The organism is Streptomyces sp. S186 (assembly GCF_051603415.1).
Classification (GTDB): domain Bacteria; phylum Actinomycetota; class Actinomycetes; order Streptomycetales; family Streptomycetaceae; genus Streptomyces.
This window is the reverse complement of record NZ_CP193932.1, coordinates 3,480,901-3,501,486: the sequence shown is the minus strand read 5'-3', so window position 1 is coordinate 3,501,486 and position 20,586 is coordinate 3,480,901. Positions and strand designations below refer to the sequence as shown.

The 20,586-nt window shown below is 72.8% G+C and carries 15 protein-coding genes, 2 pseudogenes and 1 riboswitch; of the genes and pseudogenes, 10 read left to right on the top strand and 7 right to left on the bottom strand.

Annotated features, from left to right (window positions below):
• The first annotated feature begins 99 nt into the window (after nt 1-99).
• Together cdgB and ACRAS8_RS14625 are read left to right on the top strand one after the other, a co-directional pair.
• On the top strand, nt 100-1,797 hold the full coding sequence (cdgB, locus tag ACRAS8_RS14630) for a diguanylate cyclase CdgB (RefSeq protein ID WP_438486492.1): 1,698 nt from the start codon (nt 100-102) through the stop codon (nt 1,795-1,797).
• Nucleotides 1,798-2,058: 261 nt separating this feature from the next.
• A complete protein-coding gene (locus ACRAS8_RS14625) occupies nt 2,059-2,955 on the top strand; it encodes a carbohydrate-binding protein (RefSeq protein ID WP_438486491.1) in 897 nt (298 codons plus the stop codon).
• 25 nt (nt 2,956-2,980) lie between these two features.
• On the opposite strand, the gene ACRAS8_RS14620 is transcribed toward ACRAS8_RS14625, so the two are convergent.
• The 3 genes from ACRAS8_RS14620 to ACRAS8_RS14610 all read right to left on the bottom strand — a co-directional run bounded on the left by ACRAS8_RS14620 (nt 2,981) and on the right by ACRAS8_RS14610 (nt 6,296).
• A complete protein-coding gene (locus ACRAS8_RS14620; RefSeq protein ID WP_438486490.1) occupies nt 2,981-3,910 on the bottom strand; it encodes a 1-phosphofructokinase family hexose kinase in 930 nt (309 codons plus the stop codon).
• 209 nt (nt 3,911-4,119) lie between these two features.
• A complete protein-coding gene (gene nagA, locus ACRAS8_RS14615; RefSeq protein WP_438486489.1) occupies nt 4,120-5,364 on the bottom strand; it encodes an N-acetylglucosamine-6-phosphate deacetylase in 1,245 nt (414 codons plus the stop codon).
• Nucleotides 5,364-6,296: an ROK family protein gene (locus tag ACRAS8_RS14610; RefSeq protein ID WP_438486488.1), complete on the bottom strand. Its 933-nt coding sequence runs from the start codon at nt 6,294-6,296 to the stop codon at nt 5,364-5,366. Before ACRAS8_RS14610 ends, nagA begins: the two co-directional genes overlap by 1 nt.
• A gap of 383 nt (nt 6,297-6,679) precedes the next feature.
• Here ACRAS8_RS14610 and ACRAS8_RS14605 point away from each other — a divergent pair, with 383 nt between their 5' ends.
• From ACRAS8_RS14605 to otsB, 3 genes are all read left to right on the top strand, one after another.
• Nucleotides 6,680-7,900, top strand: a complete 1,221-nt coding sequence (locus ACRAS8_RS14605; protein ID WP_438486487.1) for an extracellular solute-binding protein — start codon at nt 6,680-6,682, stop codon at nt 7,898-7,900.
• Nucleotides 7,901-8,009: 109 nt separating this feature from the next.
• Nucleotides 8,010-8,288 carry a DUF3263 domain-containing protein gene (locus ACRAS8_RS14600; RefSeq protein WP_438486486.1) on the top strand — a complete coding sequence of 93 codons (279 nt, stop codon included), beginning with the start codon at nt 8,010-8,012 and terminating at the stop codon, nt 8,286-8,288.
• An 88-nt stretch (nt 8,289-8,376) separates the two neighbouring features.
• Nucleotides 8,377-9,354 (top strand): trehalose-phosphatase, encoded by a 978-nt coding sequence (gene otsB / locus ACRAS8_RS14595; RefSeq protein WP_438486485.1) that lies wholly within the window; start codon nt 8,377-8,379, stop codon nt 9,352-9,354.
• Here the strand turns inward: otsB and ACRAS8_RS14590 are convergent.
• The 4 genes and pseudogenes from ACRAS8_RS14590 to ACRAS8_RS14575 form a co-directional block, all read right to left on the bottom strand.
• The gene (locus ACRAS8_RS14590; protein WP_438486484.1) at nt 9,344-10,072 is read right to left on the bottom strand and encodes a hypothetical protein; all 729 of its coding nucleotides are present in this window, start codon (nt 10,070-10,072) and stop codon (nt 9,344-9,346) included. The genes otsB and ACRAS8_RS14590 overlap by 11 nt on opposite strands.
• A gap of 95 nt (nt 10,073-10,167) precedes the next feature.
• A pseudogene (locus tag ACRAS8_RS14585) lies at nt 10,168-11,067 on the bottom strand (cytochrome c oxidase assembly protein); the annotation flags it as partial.
• Between the two features lie 59 nt (nt 11,068-11,126).
• Nucleotides 11,127-12,107: pseudogene (locus ACRAS8_RS14580) on the bottom strand (trehalose-6-phosphate synthase); the annotation flags it as partial.
• A gap of 79 nt (nt 12,108-12,186) precedes the next feature.
• Nucleotides 12,187-13,194, bottom strand: coding sequence for a glucosyl-3-phosphoglycerate synthase (locus ACRAS8_RS14575; RefSeq protein ID WP_438486483.1), 1,008 nt, complete (start codon nt 13,192-13,194; stop codon nt 12,187-12,189).
• A 174-nt stretch (nt 13,195-13,368) separates the two neighbouring features.
• Nucleotides 13,369-13,522: riboswitch (SAM riboswitch) on the top strand.
• A gap of 17 nt (nt 13,523-13,539) precedes the next feature.
• On the opposite strand from ACRAS8_RS14575, the gene thrC reads away from it, so the two are divergent.
• From thrC to ACRAS8_RS14550, 5 genes are all read left to right on the top strand, one after another.
• Nucleotides 13,540-14,877, top strand: coding sequence for a threonine synthase (gene thrC / locus ACRAS8_RS14570; protein ID WP_438486482.1), 1,338 nt, complete (start codon nt 13,540-13,542; stop codon nt 14,875-14,877).
• Between the two features lie 55 nt (nt 14,878-14,932).
• On the top strand, nt 14,933-15,211 hold the full coding sequence (locus ACRAS8_RS14565; protein WP_385861534.1) for a MoaD/ThiS family protein: 279 nt from the start codon (nt 14,933-14,935) through the stop codon (nt 15,209-15,211).
• A 472-nt stretch (nt 15,212-15,683) separates the two neighbouring features.
• Entirely contained in the window at nt 15,684-15,887 is a 204-nt protein-coding gene (locus ACRAS8_RS14560; RefSeq protein ID WP_004986573.1) for a cold-shock protein, read from the top strand.
• Nucleotides 15,888-16,688: 801 nt separating this feature from the next.
• On the top strand, nt 16,689-18,311 hold the full coding sequence (gene groL / locus ACRAS8_RS14555) for a chaperonin GroEL (RefSeq protein ID WP_018540079.1): 1,623 nt from the start codon (nt 16,689-16,691) through the stop codon (nt 18,309-18,311).
• A gap of 509 nt (nt 18,312-18,820) precedes the next feature.
• Complete coding sequence (locus tag ACRAS8_RS14550; RefSeq protein WP_438486481.1) at nt 18,821-20,197, top strand: DUF998 domain-containing protein; 1,377 nt, start codon at nt 18,821-18,823, stop codon at nt 20,195-20,197.
• Nucleotides 20,198-20,586: the final 389 nt, after the last annotated feature.

Here is a 20,586-nt window from a genome sequence, read left to right as displayed (position 1 = left end):
TGTGTACCGGGTGAACAGCTCACTGTGATTCAGTGAGCGTGGAATCGGACGACAAAGAAATCGGTGGAGTTGCTGTCGAGGTCTCAGGGAGAGCGAGCGATGGAGACCGAGTCGGAGCCCTATGTCCGTCTTGCGACCCTGCGGCAGCTGCACCAAGTGGTCGCCGAACTGAACACCGCGCGCAGTCTCGCGGACACCCTGCAGACCGTCGCCGACGGGGCGATCGCCGGGCTCGGCTTCGAGCTCGCCGCGGTCAACCTCGTCCGGCCGGACGGCGACCTCGTCGTCGCCGCGGTGGCCGGCAGCGCGGGCGCGGAGGCGCTGATGGCCGGACGGGTCGGCTCGCGCGCCTCGTGGGAGCGCCGGCTGTCCATGGGCGAGCGCTGGGGCGACCTGTGCTTCATCCCGCACACCGAGGGCTGGGTGCTGGACGACGACGACGTCCCGCAGTGGCACACCGCCGGGCCCGCCCCGCGGTTCCCCGACGAGTGGCACCCGATGGACCGCCTCTTCGCGCCCATGTACACCGCCGCCAACGGCAACGGCGAACTGCTCGGCGTGCTCTCCGTGGACCGGCCGCGCAACGGCCGCCGCCCGGGCCCCTGGGGCCAGGAGGCGCTCCAGATGTACGCGTTCCAGTCCGCCATCGCGATCAGCAACGCCCGGCTGCGGGCCAACATGCAGCGGGCGCTGGTCCGCCTGGAGCGCGAGCAGCAGGCCCTGCGGGCAAGTGAGGAAAGCTTCCGGCAGGCGTTCGAGTACGCGCCGAGCGGGATGGCCGTCGCCGAGATGGGCGGCGACCAGCACGGACGGCTGCTGCGCACCAACGACGCGCTGTGCCGGCTGCTGGGCCGCCCGGCCTCCGCGATGCGCCGGCTGTCGTTCTCCGACATCTGCCACCCCGACGACATCGGCACACTGCTGCGCACCTCCGCCGAGGGCGGCCGCGCCGAGCTGCGGCTGGCCCGCCGCGACGGCTCCTACGTCTGGGTCTCGCTGCGCAACTCCGTCGTCGCCGACACCGCCGACGGCCCCCGCTTCCTGCTCACCCACGTCGAGGACATCGAGGAGCGCAAGCGGCACGAGCTCCAGCTCGCGCACCGGGCCAGCCACGACTCGCTGACCGGCCTGCCCAACAGTGCCGAGCTACGGGCCCGGCTCTCCGCCCGGCTGTGCTCCCGCCCGCCCAGCGCGCTCGCCGACGCCTATGCCTACGCCTCCGCCGGCGCCGGTGCCGATCCACGCGCTCCGCTCGGCTTCGCCGGTGAGGGGCCGGAGCCGTTCGACGGCCTGGACGGCTTCGAGGGCGAGAAGCCCCGGCCGATGCCCCGCGGCGCCCTCCCCTTCGACCACCACGTCCACCTCTCCGCGCCCGCCGACGGCGCCGAGGACGACGGCGCCAAGGGCCTGGCGGTGCTCTTCTGCGACCTGGACGGCTTCAAGTCGATCAACGACCGCTTCGGGCACAACACCGGTGACGCGGTGCTGATCGAGGTCGCCCGCCGGCTGACCAGCGGCGTCCGCGACGGCGACACCGTCGCCCGGCTCGGCGGCGACGAGTTCGTGGTGCTCGCCGACGGACTGGGCACGGCCGACGCCCAGGACCTCGCGGTCCGGTTGCGGAACGCGATCACCCCGCCGATCCGGGTCGAGGGCCGGGCCGTCCGGGTCGGCGCCAGCTTCGGCATCGGCTGGGCGAGTTGCGGCATGACCGCCGAGGAGGTGCTGGAGTCCGCCGACCAGCGGATGTACGTCGAGAAGCGGCGGTCGAAGAGCAACCGGCGGGCGGCCGGCTGAGCCGCGCGGCACATCCGGCACCGCCCGCCCGGCAGATGCCGCGCATCTCACATCCGCGGCGTCCTGCCTGGGCATCGCGCGTTCACCGATCCGTAGCGATCTCGTGAACGTCCGGGGACGGCGTGGCCGCGCGCCGACGGGGTAGGCTGCGCCGATGCGGCGCGGCGGCGCCGGAGGCCCGGAAGAGGCAGTTCGCGCGGAGCCCCGCGCACGCGTACGGACGCGCACAGACGCGTAGAGACCGCTTGGGAGTGACACGGAATGACGGCCGGCAACAACGGCGCGGACACGCCGGAGAACGACGACCCGTTCGCCCACCTCTACCGCTCGGAGGGCGGCGAGGGCGGCGGGACCGCGTCGGGTGCCGGCGCCGCGCGGCAGCCCGGCGTCCCGCGGACCTCCTACAACCAGGTACGCACGGTCGGCCAGCGCCAGTACGGCAACCAGGGCCCGTCGGCGTACGGCCGGCAGAACGCGCACTACGCCGCGCCCGAGACGCTGCCCGGCGGCGCCGGCGCCGACCGTACCCGCCCGGCCCCGCCCGCCCCGGCGCCCCGCAAGAGCCGCAACGGCCTGCTGATCGGCGCGGTCGCGGTGGTCGCGGTGGTCTGCATAGGCATCGGCGTGGCCATGCTGACCAACTCCGGCCAGTCCCAGGGCGACACCGCCGACAAGCCGGGCCCCACGGCCGCCGACTCCGTCCAGCCCAGCCAGCAGCCCTCCACCAAGCCCACCCCGGGCGCCCTCCCCAAGGACGACGCGGGCGCCCTGCGCCTCGAAGGCGGCGCGACAACCGCCAAGGACGTCCCCGGCGCCCGCTCGGCCAGCGGGTCGTACGTCGGCGGGATGAACACCCCTGGCGCGTCGGCCACTTGGACCCTCAACGTGGACGCCCCCGGCCAGTACAAGCTCTGGGTCGGCTACGGCGTACCGGGCAAGGACGCCAACCTCACGCTCACCATCAACGGCCAGGCGCTGACCCGGCCGATAAGCCTGCACAACTTCGCCCACGCCCCCGAGGGCGCCTGGGACAAGGGCTGGACCAGGTCCTGGTCGCTCATCCAGCTCAACAAGGGCACCAACACCGTCAAGATGTCCTGCGAGAAGGGCAACCAGTGCGAGGTCAACCTCGACCAGGTCTGGCTCGAACGGCCCTGATGCGGAGAACGCGGCCTCAGCCCCTTCACGCCGCCGTCGGACGTTCCGTCACCGTTACCTGCGGCAGCAGGTCGTTGTAGGTCGTGGGGTCGAAGTCGCCGGCGGTGGGGGAGCGGACGGTGGCGGCGGAGAGGGCGACGGCGCGGCGGAGGCGGTCGGGCCAGGGGAGGTTCTCGACGAGGCCGGAGAGCAGGCCGGCGACCGCGGAGTCGCCGGCGCCGGTGGGGTTGCCGGTGAAGCGGCGGGGCGGGGCGGCCTGCCAGGCGCCGTCGGCGGTCACCGCGAGTATGCCGTCCGGGCCGAGCGAGGCGGCCACCGCGTGGGCGCCGCGGCGGCGGGCGTCGCGGGCGGCGCGCAGCGGTTCGGTGCTGCCGGTGAGGGCGGCCAGTTCGTCGGCGTTGGGCTTGGCGAGGTCGGGGCGGGCGGCCAGGCCGCGGCGCAGGGGCTCGCCGCTGGTGTCGAGCAGGACGGGCACTCCGGCCGCGCGGGCGGCGCGGGTGAGGCGGGCGTAGACGTCCACCGGGACGCCGGGCGGCAGGCTGCCGCAGAGCGCCACCGCCCGTGCCCCGCCCAGCAGTTCGCGGTAGGTGGCGAGGAACGCGGCCCATTCGGCGGGGGAGACGGTGGGGCCGGGCTCGTTGAGCTGGGTGGTGTCGCCGGTGGCGGCGTCGACCACGGCGACGGTGCGGCGGGTGGCGCCGCCGACCGGGACCAGGGCGTCGGTGACGAGGGTCTCCTGGGCGAGCAGGGCGCGCAGCGCGTCGCCGGTGCCGCCGCCCGCGAAGCCGGTGGCGACCGTGCGGTGGCCCAGCGCGGCCAGTACGCGGGCGACGTTCAGGCCCTTGCCGCCGGGGCGTTCGGTGACCTCGGTGACGCGGTGGGTGGTGTGCGGATGGAGCCGGGGGACGCGGTAGGTGATGTCCAGGGCGGCGTTCAGCGTGACCGTGAGGATCATGGTCTCCCCTCCAGGAGGAGGCCGGCCGGACGGCCGTGGGTGAAGGCACCGCGTTCCGCGGTGGCATACGGACAGCGGTGGCATACGGACAAGTGCGCGAGCGATCATGCCATCGCGAACGGCCGTAGGCCCAGACCCGCGTCGGTCAACCCCGCGCACCCGGCCGCCACTGCGGACGGCCGGGCGGCTCGGGCGCGCCTGACGGCCCGTCAGACACCGGGCGGGCGGCGCAGCCAGGTGCCCTGCCGCAGGACGCCCACGACGTCGTGACCGGCGTCCAGGACGACCAGGTCGGCGTCCTTGCCGGCCTCCAGGGAGCCGGTCCGGTCGGCGATGCCCAGCAGCCGCGCGGGGGTCGACGAGAGCGCCTGCACGGCCTGCTCGACGCTGAGCCCGTCGACGGTGACGGCCCGTTTGAAGGCGCGGTCCAGGGTGAGCGTGGAGCCCGCGATGGAACCGGCGGTGGGGCCCTCGCTGATCCGGGCGACGCCGTCCCTGACCTCCACCCGCATCGGCCCGAGCGGATACATCCCGTCGCTCATGCCGGCCGCGCCCATCGCGTCGGTGATGAAGGCGACCCGTTCGGCGCCCGCCTCGCGGAACGCCATCTGGAGGACCGCCGGGTGCAGATGGGTGCCGTCGTCGATCAGCTCGACGGTGATCCGCTCGTCCTCCAGGAGCGCGGCGACCGGTCCGGGTGCGCGGTGGCCGAGCGGGGGCATCGCGTTGAACAGGTGGGTGGCGACGGTGGCGCCCGCGTCGATGGCCCGGCGGGTGGCGTCGTAGGTGGAGTCGGTGTGGCCGATGGCGGCGATCACCCCGGCGTCGGCGAGCAGCCGGACGGAGTCCAGGCCGCCCTCCAGCTCGGGGGCGATCGTCATCATCGCGGCGGTGCCGCGGGCCGCCTCGACCAGCCGGCGGACCTCGGCCGGATCCGGGTCGCGCAGCAGCTCCGGCTGGTGGGCGCCGCAGCGGTGCGGGGAGATGAACGGGCCCTCGAAGTGGATGCCGGCCAGCTCGCCCTGCTGCACCAACTCCGCCAGCACCGCGGCCTGTCGGGCCAGGTCGGCCAGGTCGCCGGTGACGGTGGAGGCCACCATCGTGGTGGTGCCGTGCCGGCGGTGGGTCTCGACGACCTTCAGGCACTCCTCGGGGTCGGCGGACGAGAAGGAGCCGCCACCCCCGCCGTGGACGTGCATGTCGACGAAGCCGGGGACGATCAGGTGCCCGGCGAGGTCGACGACGGTCGCCGCGGGATCGTGCTGTTCGGCGGCCTCGGTGGCGTCCGGTGTCCGGCCGCGGTCCTTGTCCCGGCTGTGGACGGCGACGATCCGGGTGCCCTCGATGGTGATCCGGCCGTGGTCGGCGACGCCGGAGGGCCGGGCGATCCGGGCGCCGGCGAGGACGGTGCGCCGGGCGTCCGAGGGCCGCCCCGTGGACTGTTGGTGTGCCATCAGGCGGTTACCTCCGTTGCGAGAAGATCCCAGGCGAGCAGTCCTGCGCCCAGGCAGCCGGCGGCGTCCCCGAGGGCCGCCGGGACGATCGAGGGGAGTTGCTGGAAGGTAACGCGCGCCGCGACCGCCGCCCGCAGCGGCGCGAACAGCGTGTCGCCGGCCTCCGCGAGCCCGCCGCCGATGATCAGCGTGCGCGGGTCGAGCAGGGTGAGCCCGGTGACCAGGCCGTCGGCGAGCGCGTCCACGGCGGCCTGCCAGACCTCCCGGGCGCGCGGGTCGCCGGACGCCACGGCCTGGGCGCAGTCGGCGGCGCCGGCCCGCGGATCGCCGCTGGCCGCGGCCCAGTCGCGGCCCACCGCCGCGGCCGAGGCGACCGTCTCCAGGCAGCCGCGCTGCCCGCAGCCGCAGGCCGGGCCGCCGGGCCGGACGACGATGTGCCCGATCTCGCCGGCGCTCCCGTGGGCGCCGGCCTCGATGCGGCCGCCGATGCCGATGGCGCCGGCGATCCCGGTGCCCAGCGGGACGAAGAGGAAGCGGTCGGCGTCCCGGCCGGCGCCGATCCGGCCCTCGGCCAGGCCGCCGGTGCGGACGTCGTGGCCGAGCGCGACCGGCACCCCGCCCAGCCGCTGCGAGAGCAGTGCCCGCAGGGGGACGTCGCGCCAGCCGAGGTTGGCGGCGTAGACGGCGGTGCCGGTGGCCTCGTCGACGATGCCGGGGACGGCGAGGCCGGCGGCCAGCGCGGTGCCGCCGAACCGCTCCCGGCCGAGGTCGCGCAGCTCGGCGGCGAAGCCGAGGATCGTCTCGACGACCGCCTCGGGTCCGCGCTCGCGCCCGGTGGGGCGCCGCGCCTCGTACAGGAGGGTGCCGTCCGCCCCGGCGAGGGCGGCCTTCATGCCGGTGCCGCCCACATCAAGGGCGATGACGTGTTTCACGGGGGACAGTGTCGCGCGACCGGACAATAAAGGTCTAGTCCACTCACCGTGCTGACACCGTGCTGATCGCCACGTGGGGGCAGGTGTCCTCCGATCCTCCGACCGCCGCCGGCGGCGGGAGGTGCGTACGCGCCGGTAGCCTGCTCTGTGCACCCGTCTCCATGGCCTCTGACCTGCGCGAGCGGCGGCCCGGCAGGGAGGGCGTGGGGAGGGTGGTGTAGACCTTGTGGGGGACGGTGCAGGATGCGCTGTTCTCGGTCGATCGAGGGCGATCCCCGAGACGACGGTGGGAACACCCGCAAGCATGGAATTTTCGGGACAAAGGGGCGGTAACAGCGGTGCGACGGCGGTACGTGAGCCTGGCGGCGGGACTCGCCGCAGCCATGACACTGACTCTCACCGGCTGCGGCAGCGGCAGCGGGGGCGGCGGCGTCACCCTGTCACTGATCGCCGCCGACTACGGCGACAGCAAGGCCAACAGCTCCCAGCACTACTGGGACGACCTCGTCCGCGCCTTCGAGGAGAAGAACCCCGGCATCAAGGTCGACGTCAAGGTCTACAGCTGGACCGACGTCGACAAGAAGGTCGAGGACCTGGTCGACGCCGGCAAGGCACCCGACATGGCACAGATCGGCGCCTACGCCGACTACGCCGCCCGCGGCAAGCTCTACAGCGCCGACGACCTGCTCTCCATCCCCGTCCAGGCCGACTTCACCCCCTCCCTCGCGCAGGCCGGCGAATACCAGCGCAGGCAGTACGGCATGCCCTTCGGGGCCAGCACGCGGCGCCTCTTCTACAACAAGAAGCTGTTCGCCGACGCCGGCATCACCGCCCCGCCGCAGAACTGGAACGACATCGCCAGTGACGCCCAGAAGCTCAAGGACAAGGGCGTGAAGATCCCCTTCGCGCTGCCGCTCGGCCCCGAGGAGACCCAGGCCGAGACGCTGGAGTGGCTGCTGGCCGGCGGCGGCGACTACACGGACCAGATCGGCAAGTACACCCTCAACTCGCCCGAGAACGTCAAGACCTTCGAGTGGCTCCAGAAGGACCTCGTCGGCAAGGGCCTCACCGGCGGCGACCCCGCCAAGCTCAACCGCGGGGACGCCTTCGCCGGGTTCGCCGCCGGCGACGTCGGCATGCTCAACGGCCACCCCACCCTGATGAAGCAGGCCGAGGCCAAGGGCATCGACTACGGCACCGTCGAACTCCCCGGCACCACCGGCAAGGCCAAGGCCACCATGGGCGTCGCCGACTGGATGACGGCGTTCAAGCAGAACGGCCACCGCGCCGAGGTCGGCAAGTTCCTCGACTTCGTCTACAGCAGGCAGAACGTCCTGAAGTTCTCCGCCGACTACAACCTGCTGCCGGTCACCACCTCCGCCTCCCAGGCGATGCTCGCCGACGACCGCTTCAGCAAGCTGCACGGCTTCCTCAACCAGCTGCCCGCCGCCCACTTCTACCCGGCCGCCAAGACGTCCTGGCCGCTGGTCTCCAAGACCGTCAAGTCCCGGATGGGCGCCGCGGTCGGCCCTCAGGGCAACCCCTCCGCGATCCTCACCGACATCCAGAACACCGCGGAGACCGCCGACAACAGCGCCGAATAGTCCCGGACGGCGCCGGGACGATGCCGGCCGCAGGGCCCGGAGGACCACCCCCGGGCCCGCCCCGGCGGTGGGCTTATCGTGGGAACGTGACGACGGACGGCGGAGTGGCATGACGGACGGCACCGGTGAGGGCATCGGTGACGGCATCGGTGACGGCACCGAGCGCGGGCTCTCCGCCCGCGACGAGGCGGTGCTCGCCGTCGAACGCCGCTCCTGGCCCGGCCCCGGCGCCAAGGAACGCGCCATCCGCGAACAGCTCGGCATCTCCCCGACCCGCTACTACCAGCTCCTCAACGCCCTGCTCGACGACCCCCGCGCCCTCGCCCACGACCCCGTGACGGTCAACCGGCTGCGCCGCGTACGGGAGGCGCGGCGGGCGCGTCGCTGAGCCCGGCCTGCTCGCACCCCGACGACCGCCGCCCCGATGCCCCCGTACACCCGGCATGCGCCCGTGCGCCGCCGGTAGGGTCGGCGTCATGGGCACCCCGAACGCCGCGCCACCTCCCGAACCGGCACCGGACCCCGCGCCGGCGCCGCACGCCGTCCCGCTTCCGGTCACCCCCGCCGGCCGCGCGGGCCTCGCCGCCCTGCTGGCCCACCCCGAACGCGCCGTCGTCGCCCTCGACTTCGACGGCACGCTCGCCGACATCGTCCCCGACCCGGCCAAGGCCCGCGCCCACCCCGGCGCCCCCGAGGCGCTCGCCCGGCTCGCCCCCCACCTCCGCGCGGTCGCGGTGATCACCGGCCGCCCGGCCGGCGTCGCGGTCCGCCTCGGCGGCTTCGACGGACTCCCGGGCCTCACCCACCTCGCCGTCCTCGGCCACTACGGCGCCGAACGCTGGGACGCCGCGACCGGCGCCCTGCACGCCCCCGCCCCGCACCCCGGCATTGCCGCCGTACAGGCCGAACTCCCCGGCGTACTGGACCGCTCCGGCGTCTGGCACGGCACCTGGGTCGAGACCGCCGTCGAGCGCAAGGGCGGCCGCGCCATCGCCGTCCACACCCGCCGCGCCGCCGACCCCCAGCGCGCCTTCGAGCAGCTGCGGGAACCGCTCACCGCGCTCGCCGAACGCCACGGCCTGATCGTCGAACCGGGCCGGCTGGTGCTGGAGCTGCGCCCGCCCGGCATGGACAAGGGTGTCGCGCTCGCCGAGTGGGTCGAGGAGACCGGCGCCGCCGCCGTTCTCTACGCCGGCGACGACCTCGGCGACCTCGCCGCCTTCGCCGCCGTCGAGCGGCTGCGCTCCGACGGGACCGGCGGCGTCCTGGTGTGCAGCGGCAGCAGCGAGGTCGCCGAGCTGGCCGACCGTGCCGACCTGGTCGTCGACGGGCCGAAGGGCGTGGTGGCCCTGCTCGACGCCCTCGCCGACCGCATCGAGAACCCGCCGCGGGAGGCGCGGGGCGCCGAGGGAGCCGACGAGGGGGCCGGCGAGGAGGGTTCGGCTACTCCTTGAGGCCCAGGGAGGACAGCGCCGTCGTCCAGTCGTGCGCGATGGCCTGCTGCGCCTTGCCCAGATCGGCCTTGCCGGAGCAGATGGCGGCCTTGAGCTTGTTCTCCACGCCGTCCTTGGGGTTGTTGGGCCCGGCGCCGGGCTTGTGCCCGGGGGACGGCGGCTCGACCCAGAGGTTGCGCGGGTCGTTCGGGTCGCCGCCCAGCTGGAGGCTGATGAGGTGGTCGTACTCGGCGTCGTGCAACGGGCCCGTATAGCCGTAGGACTTGGCGTTGGCGGTCTTCTCGCGGCTGGTGATGTTCACCGGCGGCCGGATGCCCTTGGTGTAGCCGCTCTGGCAGATCGTGGTCTTCAGCGTCTGCGGGGTGACCTTGGGGTTGGTGGCCCCGGGGGTGCACTTGGGGTCGGGCAGCGGCTGCTTGTCGGCGGTGTACTGGAAGTGGCAGGAGCCGGGGGCGGGTTGGCGCTGCACCGTGTACGCCGACTGCGGTCCGGGGCCGACGGGTATGGACCCGGACCCGGACGGCGGGGAGACGGACGAGGACGCCGCCCCGGACGCCGACGGGCTGCCCTTCGCGTCGGTGCCGCCCTTGCCGGACGAACATCCGGCGACCGTGGCCGCCAGGAGGGTGGCGGCCGCAACCGCGGCCCACCGTGCGGAAGGTGACCGTCTTGCGGAGTGTGACCGCCTTGCGGAATGGGACCGTGCGCTGATTGACATGCACAAGAAATACCCCGTTCCAGCGCGCCACAGCCATGCCGCGGGCGCGCGCCGCGGCATCCGGGGGCGGACAACGGGGAGCGCGCCGGCCCTCCCTACCGCCCCCGCCGGAACCGTTCGCCGACCTCGCCCTGGTCGGTCTCCCACCACGGCCGCATCAACTCCGGCGCCGGAACGGCCGCTTCGCCCGTCGTCGCGCCCGTCGTCGCGCCCGATGTCGCGGGCGCCACCGCCGCGGACGCGGCCACCGCCAGCTCCCGGTCCAGCCGGGCGTCCAGCGCCCGCGTCCGCCGCCGCTCCTCGCGCACCCACTCCGCGAACACTGCGATCAGGAACGGCAGTCCGACCAGCTCGGCGATGGTCAGCATCAGCCCGCCGCCGATCATCTGGTCCTGCTGCGGGCTCGGATCCCACGGCCGGTGCTGCGACGCGTACCAGCCGCCCGCGATCAGCGTGCCGCTGGTCATCACCACCACCCCGGGCACCGCGTCCACCAGCCCGTCCACCAGCACCAGCAGCGCCCGCACCGGATGGCTGCACCACGACGGCAGCAACTCCTCCCGGGTGAGCACCGGCAGCACGAACAGGCTTCCGGTGACGAGCAGTTGCAGATACATCAGCTCGTGCAGCGGACCGTGCCGCAGCGCCGTCGGAAAGTACGGCGTGAAGTAGATCGCCAGCTCGGAGGAGAGCACCAGAACCGTGCTGACCAGGGGGAACGTCAGGAAACGGACGAGCCGGCCGGAGATCGCCGCGCGCAGCCGGCGGGCCGTCCGCCCCTCCTGCGGCAGCGCCCGCAGCGCCAGCGACAGCGGATCGCCCAGCGCCAGCCCCAGCGGCGCCACCAGATCCAGCACGATGTTCTGCACCGCCGCCGGCCAGAACAGCTCATGGTCGTAGACCGCCAGCCCCGACATGGTCGCCACCGCGACCGCACCCAGCCCCAGCCCCGCGAACGCCACCACACGGGCCACCGGCCAGCGCTCCCCGCGCCCGCACACGGGCCACCGGAGCCAGCGCCGCCAGCTGCCCAGCGCCCGCGTCAGCACCAGCCGCGGACGATCGTCTTCCGCGCCGTCCCGTCGGCCTGCCCGCCGATCTGCTCCCGCAGCGCCGCCATCCGCTCCTCGACGTCCGGCCGCCGCGACCGCTCCCGCAGGAACTCCGCGTCCGCCCCCAGCCCGTGGACCCCGATCCGGGTCCGGTGCGCCGCCCGGTCCGACGGCACCACGGCCACGCTGGGCGGCTCGTGCCGCGGCCAGTGCGTGGTGTAGTCCGGCCCCAGCGTCCGCGCGCAGCACGCCGTGAACGCCCGCGCCCACCGCTCGGTCAGGAAGTTCGCCCGGTCGGCGCCCAGGATGCCCAGCAGCAGCTGCCGCCCGACGTCGTCCGGTAGCATCGCGAAGTACTCCGGCGGCGCCCACGGGGTGTGCGAGAAGTGCGCGATCCGGACGTCCGGCCGCAGCCCGCGCAGCAGCCCCGGCACCAGCGCCAGGTGGTAGTCCTGCACCAGCACCGCCGCCCCCGGGCCCGCGGCGTCCGCCAGCGCCGTCGCGAACGCCGCGTTGTACGCCTCGTACGCGGCCCACTGCCCCCGGAAATCCGCGTCGAACACCGGCTCCAGCGGCGTCTGGTACAGCATGTGGTGGACGAACCACAGCACCGAGTTGGCGACGCCGTTGTAGGCCGCGGCGTGCACATCCGCCGGAATGTCCAGCATCCGGACGCGCTGTCCACCGGTGTCCGCGACATCCAGCAGCCCCCCGGTCCGCCGCACCGCCTCCCGGTCACCGTCCCCCAGCGCGGAACATACCCACTCGGCATCTGCCCGCCCGTCGCCCGACCACCGCCCCTCATCGAGGCGCTCCGCGCCGCGTGTCGACTGCCCGATCGCCGAGAGGCCCGACACCAGCCCCCCGCCGCCCCGTTTGGCGGTCAGCTCACCGCCCGCCCCCAGGGCATACGAAACGGGCCCGCGGTTCGACGCGACGAGGACCTCGGCACCTGGCTGGACCGCACTGCGCTCGGAGACCATGTCGCGACATTAACCCGTCACCGATCCGTGCAAACGTACGTATCCCGGCCAGGTCCCGGCCGGGCCCTACGGACAACCCCTAGGCCGCCCGCCGCTCCGCGTATTCCGGGATTTCGGCCATCGGCGGCCGCTCCTCGGTGTCCACCTCCGTCGTCCGCGGCACGAATCCGCTCTCGCCCCGCTCGAACTGCGTCAGCCGGGGGCGGACCAAGTGGCCGCGTGCCAGCCGGAGTTGGGCGGTGCGGTAGATGGCGGCGGCCATCCGGCCGAGCGCCTGGCCGCCCTGGTGCCGGTGCCGGCGCACCCCCACGTCCACCTGGGCGAGGGCATCCAGTCCGACCGTGTGCAGGGAGTCCACCAGCAGCCCCAGCTCCACCCCGTAGCCCACCGGGAACGGCAGCCGCTCCAGCAGCGAGCGGCGCGCCGCGTACTCCCCGCCCAGCGGCTGCACGAACCCGGCCAGCTGCGGCCAGTGCAGATTGAGCAGCGGCCGGGCCACCAGCTCGGTGACGCGTCCGCCTTGCTCGCCTCCGGCAAGACGTCCGCCCTGCTCCGCCACCGGCGCCCGGCCCTCCCCGGTGTCCAGCGGCCCGGTGTCCAGCGGCCGGTCGTACATCGCCTTGACGAACTGGATCTCCGGATCGGTCAGCAGCGGCCCGACGATCCCCGAGACGAACGTGGCGGAGAACTCCCGCAGATCGGCGTCGACGAAGCAGATGATGTCGCCGCCGGTCACCAGCAGGGACCGCCACAGCACCTCACCCTTGCCGGGCAGCGCCGGGATCCGCGGCAGCACGCTGTCCCGGTGGACCACCCGGGCGCCGGCCGCCGCGGCGACCTCGGCCGTCCGGTCGGTCGACCCCGAGTCCAGCACCACCAGTTCGTCGACCAGCGGCACCTCCGGGGTCATCAGCTCGGCGCGGATCGCCGCGACGATCGTGCCGACCGTCGCCTCCTCGTCGAGCGCGGGCAGCACCACACTGACCGTCCGCCCCGTCTGGCGCTTGGCCTCCAGCAACTGCTCCAGGGGGCGGTCCGCGGCGGACCAGGAGCGTCCGGCCAGCCAGCGCTCCACTTCTTCCAGCACGTCTACGACTCTCCTCGGTGGGCCCCGAACGGAGGCCCGTTATGTGATCCATCTCGCGGACCGGACGACTATCTCAACGGCGAGCGCCTTCGGTTACAGTCTTGAACAACGTGCACGACCACCGCATGTCGGGGTCACCGCGCGACAAACGCCTGGGTCCGCCCAGCGCCATACCGCTCATCCAGAGGGGCAGAGGGACACGGCCCGTTGAAGCCCCGGCAACCCTCCAGCCGATCTCCGCAGCCGCAGCACGGCGCGCGCGAGGCTCCCGGCTAGGGAAGGTGCCAAATCCGTCTCACGGCGAGATGCGTCGTGAGGAAGATGAGGAGAAAGGGCCTCGCCTCCATGGCTGTGCAAGCAATCGAACCCACTTCCGCCGTAGCTCTCGGCCCCGCCGTCGCGCTCTCGTGTCGCGAGTGCGGACAGCGCTTTCCGCTCAGCCCGCTCTTCGCCTGCCAGGAGTGCTTCGGTCCGCTGGAGATCGCGTACCGTTGGACTGAACGGCAGTCACACCCCGTGGCTGAGGATCGCAACGGCCCTCTCGACGTCGCCTACGAACTTCCCAGCGGCGAGGAGCTGAAGCGCCGGATCGAGGCCGGCCCCGCCAACATCTGGCGCTACGCCCCGCTGCTGCCCGTCCCCGCCGACGTGGCCGACAAGCCCAACCTCAACCCCGGCTGGACCAAGCTCGTCCAGGCCGACCGGCTCGCCGCCGAGCTCGGCGTCACCGGCGGCCTGTACGTCAAGGACGACTCCGGCAACCCCACCCACTCCTTCAAGGACCGGGTCGTCGCGATCGCCGTCGAGGCCGCCCGCGCCTTCGGCTTCACCACCCTCTCCTGCTCCTCGACCGGCAACCTGGCGGGCGCGGTCGGCGCCGCGGCACGCCGCGCGGGCCTCAAGTCCTGCGTCTTCATCCCGCACGACCTGGAGCCCGGCAAGGTCGTGATGGCCGCGGTCTACGGCGGCGACCTCGTCGCCATCGACGGCAACTACGACGACGTCAACCGCTTCTGCTCCGAGCTCATCGGCGACCCGCTCGGCGAGGGCTGGGGCTTCGTCAACGTCAACCTCCGCCCCTACTACGGCGAGGGCTCCAAGACGCTGGCGTACGAGATCTGCGAGCAGCTGGGCTGGCGGCTGCCGGACCAGATCGTCATCCCGGTCGCCTCCGGCTCCCAGCTCACCAAGATCGACAAGGCGCTGAAGGAGCTGATCGCCCTCGGCCTCGTGGAGGACAAGCCGTACCGGATCTTCGGCGCCCAGGCCGAGGGCTGCTCGCCGGTCTCCGCGGCCTTCAAGGCCGGCCACGAGGTCGTCCGGCCGCAGAAGCCGGACACCATCGCCAAGTCCCTGGCGATCGGCAACCCCGCGGACGGCCCGTACGTGCTCGACATCGCGCGCCGCACCGGCGGTGCCGTCGAGGACGTCACCGACCCGCAGATCGTGGACGCGATCAGGCTGCTGGCCCGCACGGAGGGGATCTTCGCGGAGACCGCGGGCGGCGTGACCGTCGGCGTGACCAGAAAGCTCATCGAGAACGGCATCCTGGACCCGTCACTGACCACCGTGGTGCTGAACACCGGTGACGGCCTGAAGACCCTCGACGCCGTCGCCGCCGGGCCCACCGCCACGATCCGGCCGGACCTGGACGCGTTCCGCGCGGCCGGCCTGGCCGGCTGAGCCCGGCCCCGCCCGCCCCCCGACTCCCACTCCCGTAGCCCCGGAGGCATCCACCATGAGCGTCAAGGTCCGCATCCCCACCATCCTCCGCACGTACACCGGCGGCGAGGCCGAGGTCACCGCCGAGGGCGCGACCCTCTCCGAGGTGATCGCCGACCTGGAGAAGAACCACCAGGGCATCGCCGCCCGGGTGCTCGACGACGCCGGCAAGCTGCGCCGCTTCGTGAACGTCTACGTCAACGACGACGACGTCCGCTTCGAGCAGGGCCTGCAGACGCCGACCCCGGACGGGGCGGGCGTCTCCATCATCCCGGCGGTGGCAGGAGGCTGCTGACCCGCCCGAGGGCGCTCGACGCGGAACGGCACGATCGACACGGATCGCATTTGCGCCAACTCTTCCCTGCGCTGACTGGAATTGCCCCGTCCGACCTAAACGGACGGGGCAATTCCGTGTCGTGAAAGGGGATACCATTGGGGCGATTCCCCTCCGGTTATCTCCGCGTACATGCCGAACGCATATGAGATCGCGGTGACTTGTGCGCAAGTTGTGTGCGCGTTTTGTCGGTTGTGTGGCATATTCCCGGCCCGAATCGGGCTGCAATAACGCCATTTGAGCGTATACGGCCGTTTCCCCGGTGCCGGAATTCTCGTCCGATTGACCTGTTGCGCTGGGCATTGGTCCAGATACATTCAGCGGCGGTCGACGCGTTCCGGCGCACACCCCACGGGCCATTCCCGGGGGTGAGGTCTGACCCGGGTCCGCGAAGTGCGGTCCTGCGCAAGGGCCAGTAATAGGGGAGTTAGGCATGGCTCAGGGCACCGTCAAGTGGTTCAACGCGGAGAAGGGGTACGGCTTCATCGCGGTCGACGGTGGTGCGGATGTATTCGTCCACTACAGCGCGATCCAGATGGACGGTTACCGCACCCTTGAGGAGGGTCAGCGGGTCGAGTTCGAGATCTCGCAGGGCCAGAAGGGGCCACAGGCGGACATGGTCCGGGTCACCGCCTGAGGCGGCGGCCGACTGCATCGTCGGCGGAAGGCCCGCAACCCCGGTGAACGGGGCTGCGGGCCTTCTGTCGTGCCGGCGCGTTGTCGTGCGGTTGCGCTGTCGTCTGTTGTGCCGGGCGCCCGGCGGGGGCCGGCGTATCGGTCCGTGCCGCGCCAGGTGGGCGCGCGGCTTGTCTCCCGTGCGCCCTTCTCCCGTGATGACCGCCGCCCCGCACGCGGGCGCCCGCGGGTGTAGACGGGCGCGCATGGGGGAGGGGGCCTGCCTGTGTCCCGCTGCGTCCCGCTGTCAAAGGGGGCGCGTTGGGGTCGTTGGGGCCCGTTGGGACGCCTGCGCGCGGGCGTGCGCGGTGGAGGTGGAGGGGACCCATCGGTCCCGCATTCGACGTGGGGCCCGGCGCGCGGGGCGCGCATGAGTCGGCCAGGTCCAGGCCGGCCGTGACGGGCGTGGGGCCCGGTGTACGCGGGCATGCATGGGGGCGTGAGACGGCCGTCTCACGGGTGCACGGCCGCCCGCGGTCACTCCCGTCCGCCGGCCCGCAATCGACCGCACCCCACCGGGAGACATCCTCCAAGCCGCTTGCACTCGCCTGGTGCGAGTGCTAATCATTGCGTTAGCACTCTCCCCGTGAGAGTGCTGAATGTGGACCGGGTCGGTGAGGCCGGCACGCCAGGTGGGGCAAGGAACCACAGGGCATGTGGGCCGTCCGTCGCGGGCGCCAGCGCGGTCCGGAGCTTCCTCCCCCAGCTCGTCACACTTGTTCGGGCAGGGGGTACCCCCATCAGTCCGGAGGGACCACTTCACATGGCCAAGATCATCGCGTTCGACGAGGAGGCGCGGCGCGGCCTTGAGCGCGGTATGAACCAGCTCGCCGACGCCGTCAAGGTCACCCTCGGCCCCAAGGGCCGCAACGTCGTCCTTGAGAAGAAGTGGGGCGCCCCCACGATCACCAACGATGGTGTCTCCATCGCCAAGGAGATCGAGCTGGAGGACCCGTACGAGAAGATCGGCGCCGAGCTGGTCAAGGAGGTCGCGAAGAAGACGGACGACGTCGCCGGTGACGGCACGACGACCGCGACCGTCCTCGCCCAGGCGCTGGTCCGCGAGGGTCTGCGCAACGTCGCCGCCGGCGCCAACCCGATGGCCCTCAAGCGCGGTATCGAGAAGGCCGTCGAGGCCGTCTCCGGTGCCCTGCTCGACCAGGCCAAGGAGATCGAGACCAAGGAGCAGATCGCCTCCACCGCGTCCATCTCCGCCGCCGACCCGCAGATCGGCGAGCTCATCGCCGAGGCCATGGACAAGGTCGGCAAGGAAGGCGTCATCACCGTCGAGGAGTCCCAGACCTTCGGTCTGGAGCTGGAGCTCACCGAGGGTATGCGCTTCGACAAGGGCTACATCTCGGCGTACTTCGCGACCGACATGGAGCGCATGGAGGCGGCGCTCGAGGACCCCTACATCCTCATCGTCAACTCCAAGATCAGCAACGTGAAGGACCTGCTGCCCCTCCTCGAGAAGGTCATGCAGTCCGGCAAGCCGCTGCTGATCATCGCCGAGGACGTCGAGGGCGAGGCCCTGTCGACCCTCGTCGTCAACAAGATCCGTGGCACCTTCAAGTCCGTCGCCGTCAAGGCCCCGGGCTTCGGTGACCGCCGCAAGGCCATGCTCGGCGACATCGCCATCCTCACCGGTGGCACCGTCATCTCCGAGGAGGTCGGCCTCAAGCTGGAGAACGCCGGTCTCGACCTGCTGGGCCGCGCCCGCAAGGTCGTCATCACCAAGGACGAGACCACCATCGTCGACGGTGCCGGCGACAGCGAGCAGGTCCAGGGCCGGGTCAACCAGATCCGCGCCGAGATCGAGAACAGCGACTCGGACTACGACCGCGAGAAGCTCCAGGAGCGCCTCGCGAAGCTGGCCGGCGGCGTGGCCGTCATCAAGGCCGGCGCCGCGACCGAGGTCGAGCTCAAGGAGCGCAAGCACCGCATCGAGGACGCCGTCCGCAACGCCAAGGCGGCCGTCGAGGAGGGCATCGTCGCCGGCGGTGGCGTGGCCCTGCTGCAGGCTTCCTCGGTCTTCGAGAAGCTGGAGCTGGACGGCGACGAGGCCACCGGTGCCGCCGCCGTGAAGCTGGCCCTGGAGGCCCCGCTCAAGCAGATCTCCGTGAACGCCGGCCTCGAGGGTGGCGTCATCGTGGAGAAGGTGCGCAACCTGACCCCGGGTCACGGCCTCAACGCCGCCACCGGCGACTACGTCGACATGATCGCCGAGGGCATCATCGACCCGGCCAAGGTGACGCGCTCCGCGCTGCAGAACGCCGCCTCCATCGCGGCGCTCTTCCTCACCACCGAGGCCGTCATCGCCGACAAGCCGGAGAAGGCCGCCGCGGCCGCTCCGGGCGGCATGCCGGGCGGTGACATGGACTTCTGATCCACCGCGGCCCCGTCCGCCGGTCGATCAACGTCCGTTCCGTTCGCCGGGGCGGTACCCCCTCTCCCAGGGGGTACCGCCCCGGCGGCGTTTTTGGGGGGCGGGGCTCGGGGGCGATGCGTCTTATGCGCCTCGTGTGCCCCATGTGTTCCACGGGCTCTGTGAGTCCTGTGAGTCCTGTGTGTCCTACGAGACCTTTGTGCCGCCGGTGTCGTGCGTGGTTTCGTCCTGGTTGGGTCCCCGGCTGGGTCCCCGGCTGGGTCCCTGGCTGGGTCCTTGGTCGGGTCCCCGGTTCGATTCGGGGCTCGGCCCCTGGTGCCGTTCCGGCGTCCGCGATGGCGTCCTCAGTGCCGTCCCTGCGTCCCCCGGGCGGTTCCCGCGAACGGGGGATCGGTTCGCCCTGTCGAGTGGCTGCCCGGCGCGCCTCCGACCGGCGCGCCAACCTGGCGGGCCCTGGCGGGGAGAACCTCGGACCTGGCCCCCGACCCCACCCGGAACAGGACCCGCCCGTGCCGAACGTCCCGAACCACACGAGGCCCGGTGCCCGCACCGTCTACGAGCCCGTGGTCGCCCCCACCACCCGCTACGCCGGACGGGAGGCGGCGGCGGCCGTCCTCTTCGCCGTCGCCGCCCTGCTCTACAACTGGTGGCCGCTGGAATTCGCCTTCCCCACCGGCCTCGACCCCCGCCACTCCTACGTCAGCGAGCTCTACGCCGCCGACCAGCCGATGCGCCGCCTCTTCGGCGCCCTGGAAGCCGGCTGCGCGCTCCTCGTCATCGGCGGCGCCCTGCTCGCCCGCAGCACACCCTCCGGCCACGGCCGCTGGGCCCGTACGGGTTGGCTCGCGCTGGTCGGCCTCGGACTCTCCTCACTGGCCGACGTCCTGCTCCCCATGGCCTGCGCCCCCTCGGTGGAACGCGGCTGTCTGGCCGTCCACCCCTGGCACACCGCCACCAGCGCCTTCGCACACTTCTTCCTCTTCGCCTCGATGGCCTTCCTCAGCCGCGCGGCCGCCGTGCAGCGTCCCCCGATGCCGGCGGTCCGCCGCTGGGGTCCGCGCGTCCTGGCCGTCGCCATGCCCGCCGCGATCCTCACCGTCGGCCCGCTCATCGGTCACCCCGGCTGGCACGGCGTCCCCCAGCGCGTCCACCTGGCCCTCGTCGGTGTGTGGTTCCTTCTGCTGGCCGGGGCACTCGGCCGCTCGGCACGCCGCCGTCGCCGCTGGGCAGGCCACTGGGACGGCCCCTGGGCCCGCTACGTGGAGGGCCTCCGGCGCGCCTGCCACAACACACCCGCGGGCCACGGGAACGCACCGCCTACGGGCCACGAGAACACGCCACCTGCGGCCGACGAGGACGACACACCCGCCCGCCACCCCGAGGAGGCCCACCACGAGAAGGCATCGATTACCGGACGCGAGAACGGCCCTGCACCTGAGAATGGTCGTGCACCTGCTCCGGAGCAGTCCGCTGCCAGTCCGACTCCTGCGAGTCCGACCGCTACGGAGCAGGGGACGCCAGGGGTGGAGGCTGCGGGACCGGGCACTGCTGCGGGACTGGGCACTTCTGAACTGGGCCTTCCACAGGCGGGTGTTCCGGAGGGGGCGACCGCTTCTGAGGCCGCCGGCCAGGGGCAGGGTGGGCCCGAGGTGAGGGCCGGGGAGCACTCTGGCCCTGGGCTGGGGGCCCGGGGGCTGGGCGCTCCCGAACCGGGCGTCCGCGGTGCAACAAACACGGGGCAGGCAGCTCGGCAGCCAGCTGCTCCGAGCGCGGGCGTCCCCGGAACGGCCACCCAGGAGCCAGGTACCTCGGGACAGCCGGGTACTTCGGGACAGGAGCCGGGTACTTCGGGACGAGCGGGATGGGAGCCGGCCGGCCCGGAGTGAGCCGGCTGACCCGGCTGGCCCGGAGTGAGCCGGCGGGCGGCGTGGCGATTCGCAGCGAGCCGGTCCGCAGAGCGGCACTCCCGAATGTGCCAGTCCGGGCGCGGAGGTCCGGCATGCAGGTCCGAGCGTGGCCGTTTGACCGTCACCCGGGCCAGGGCCGATCCGATCAGCCTGAGCAGGCCGGTCCGGTCTGCTTGGGCCAGGCCGATCCGGTCTGGGGCCCTGGTTGAGCACCCTGACCTCCAACACAACCAACCGGCCCCCAACACAACACACCCCCAAGACGTGGTCGGCTCGACGCGGCTACGACGTGGTGGGGCGGCGGCACGACCGGCCCGGCGTGCTCCGGCAGCCAATGCGCCGCTATGGCCGCTCCAGCCCACCCCTAC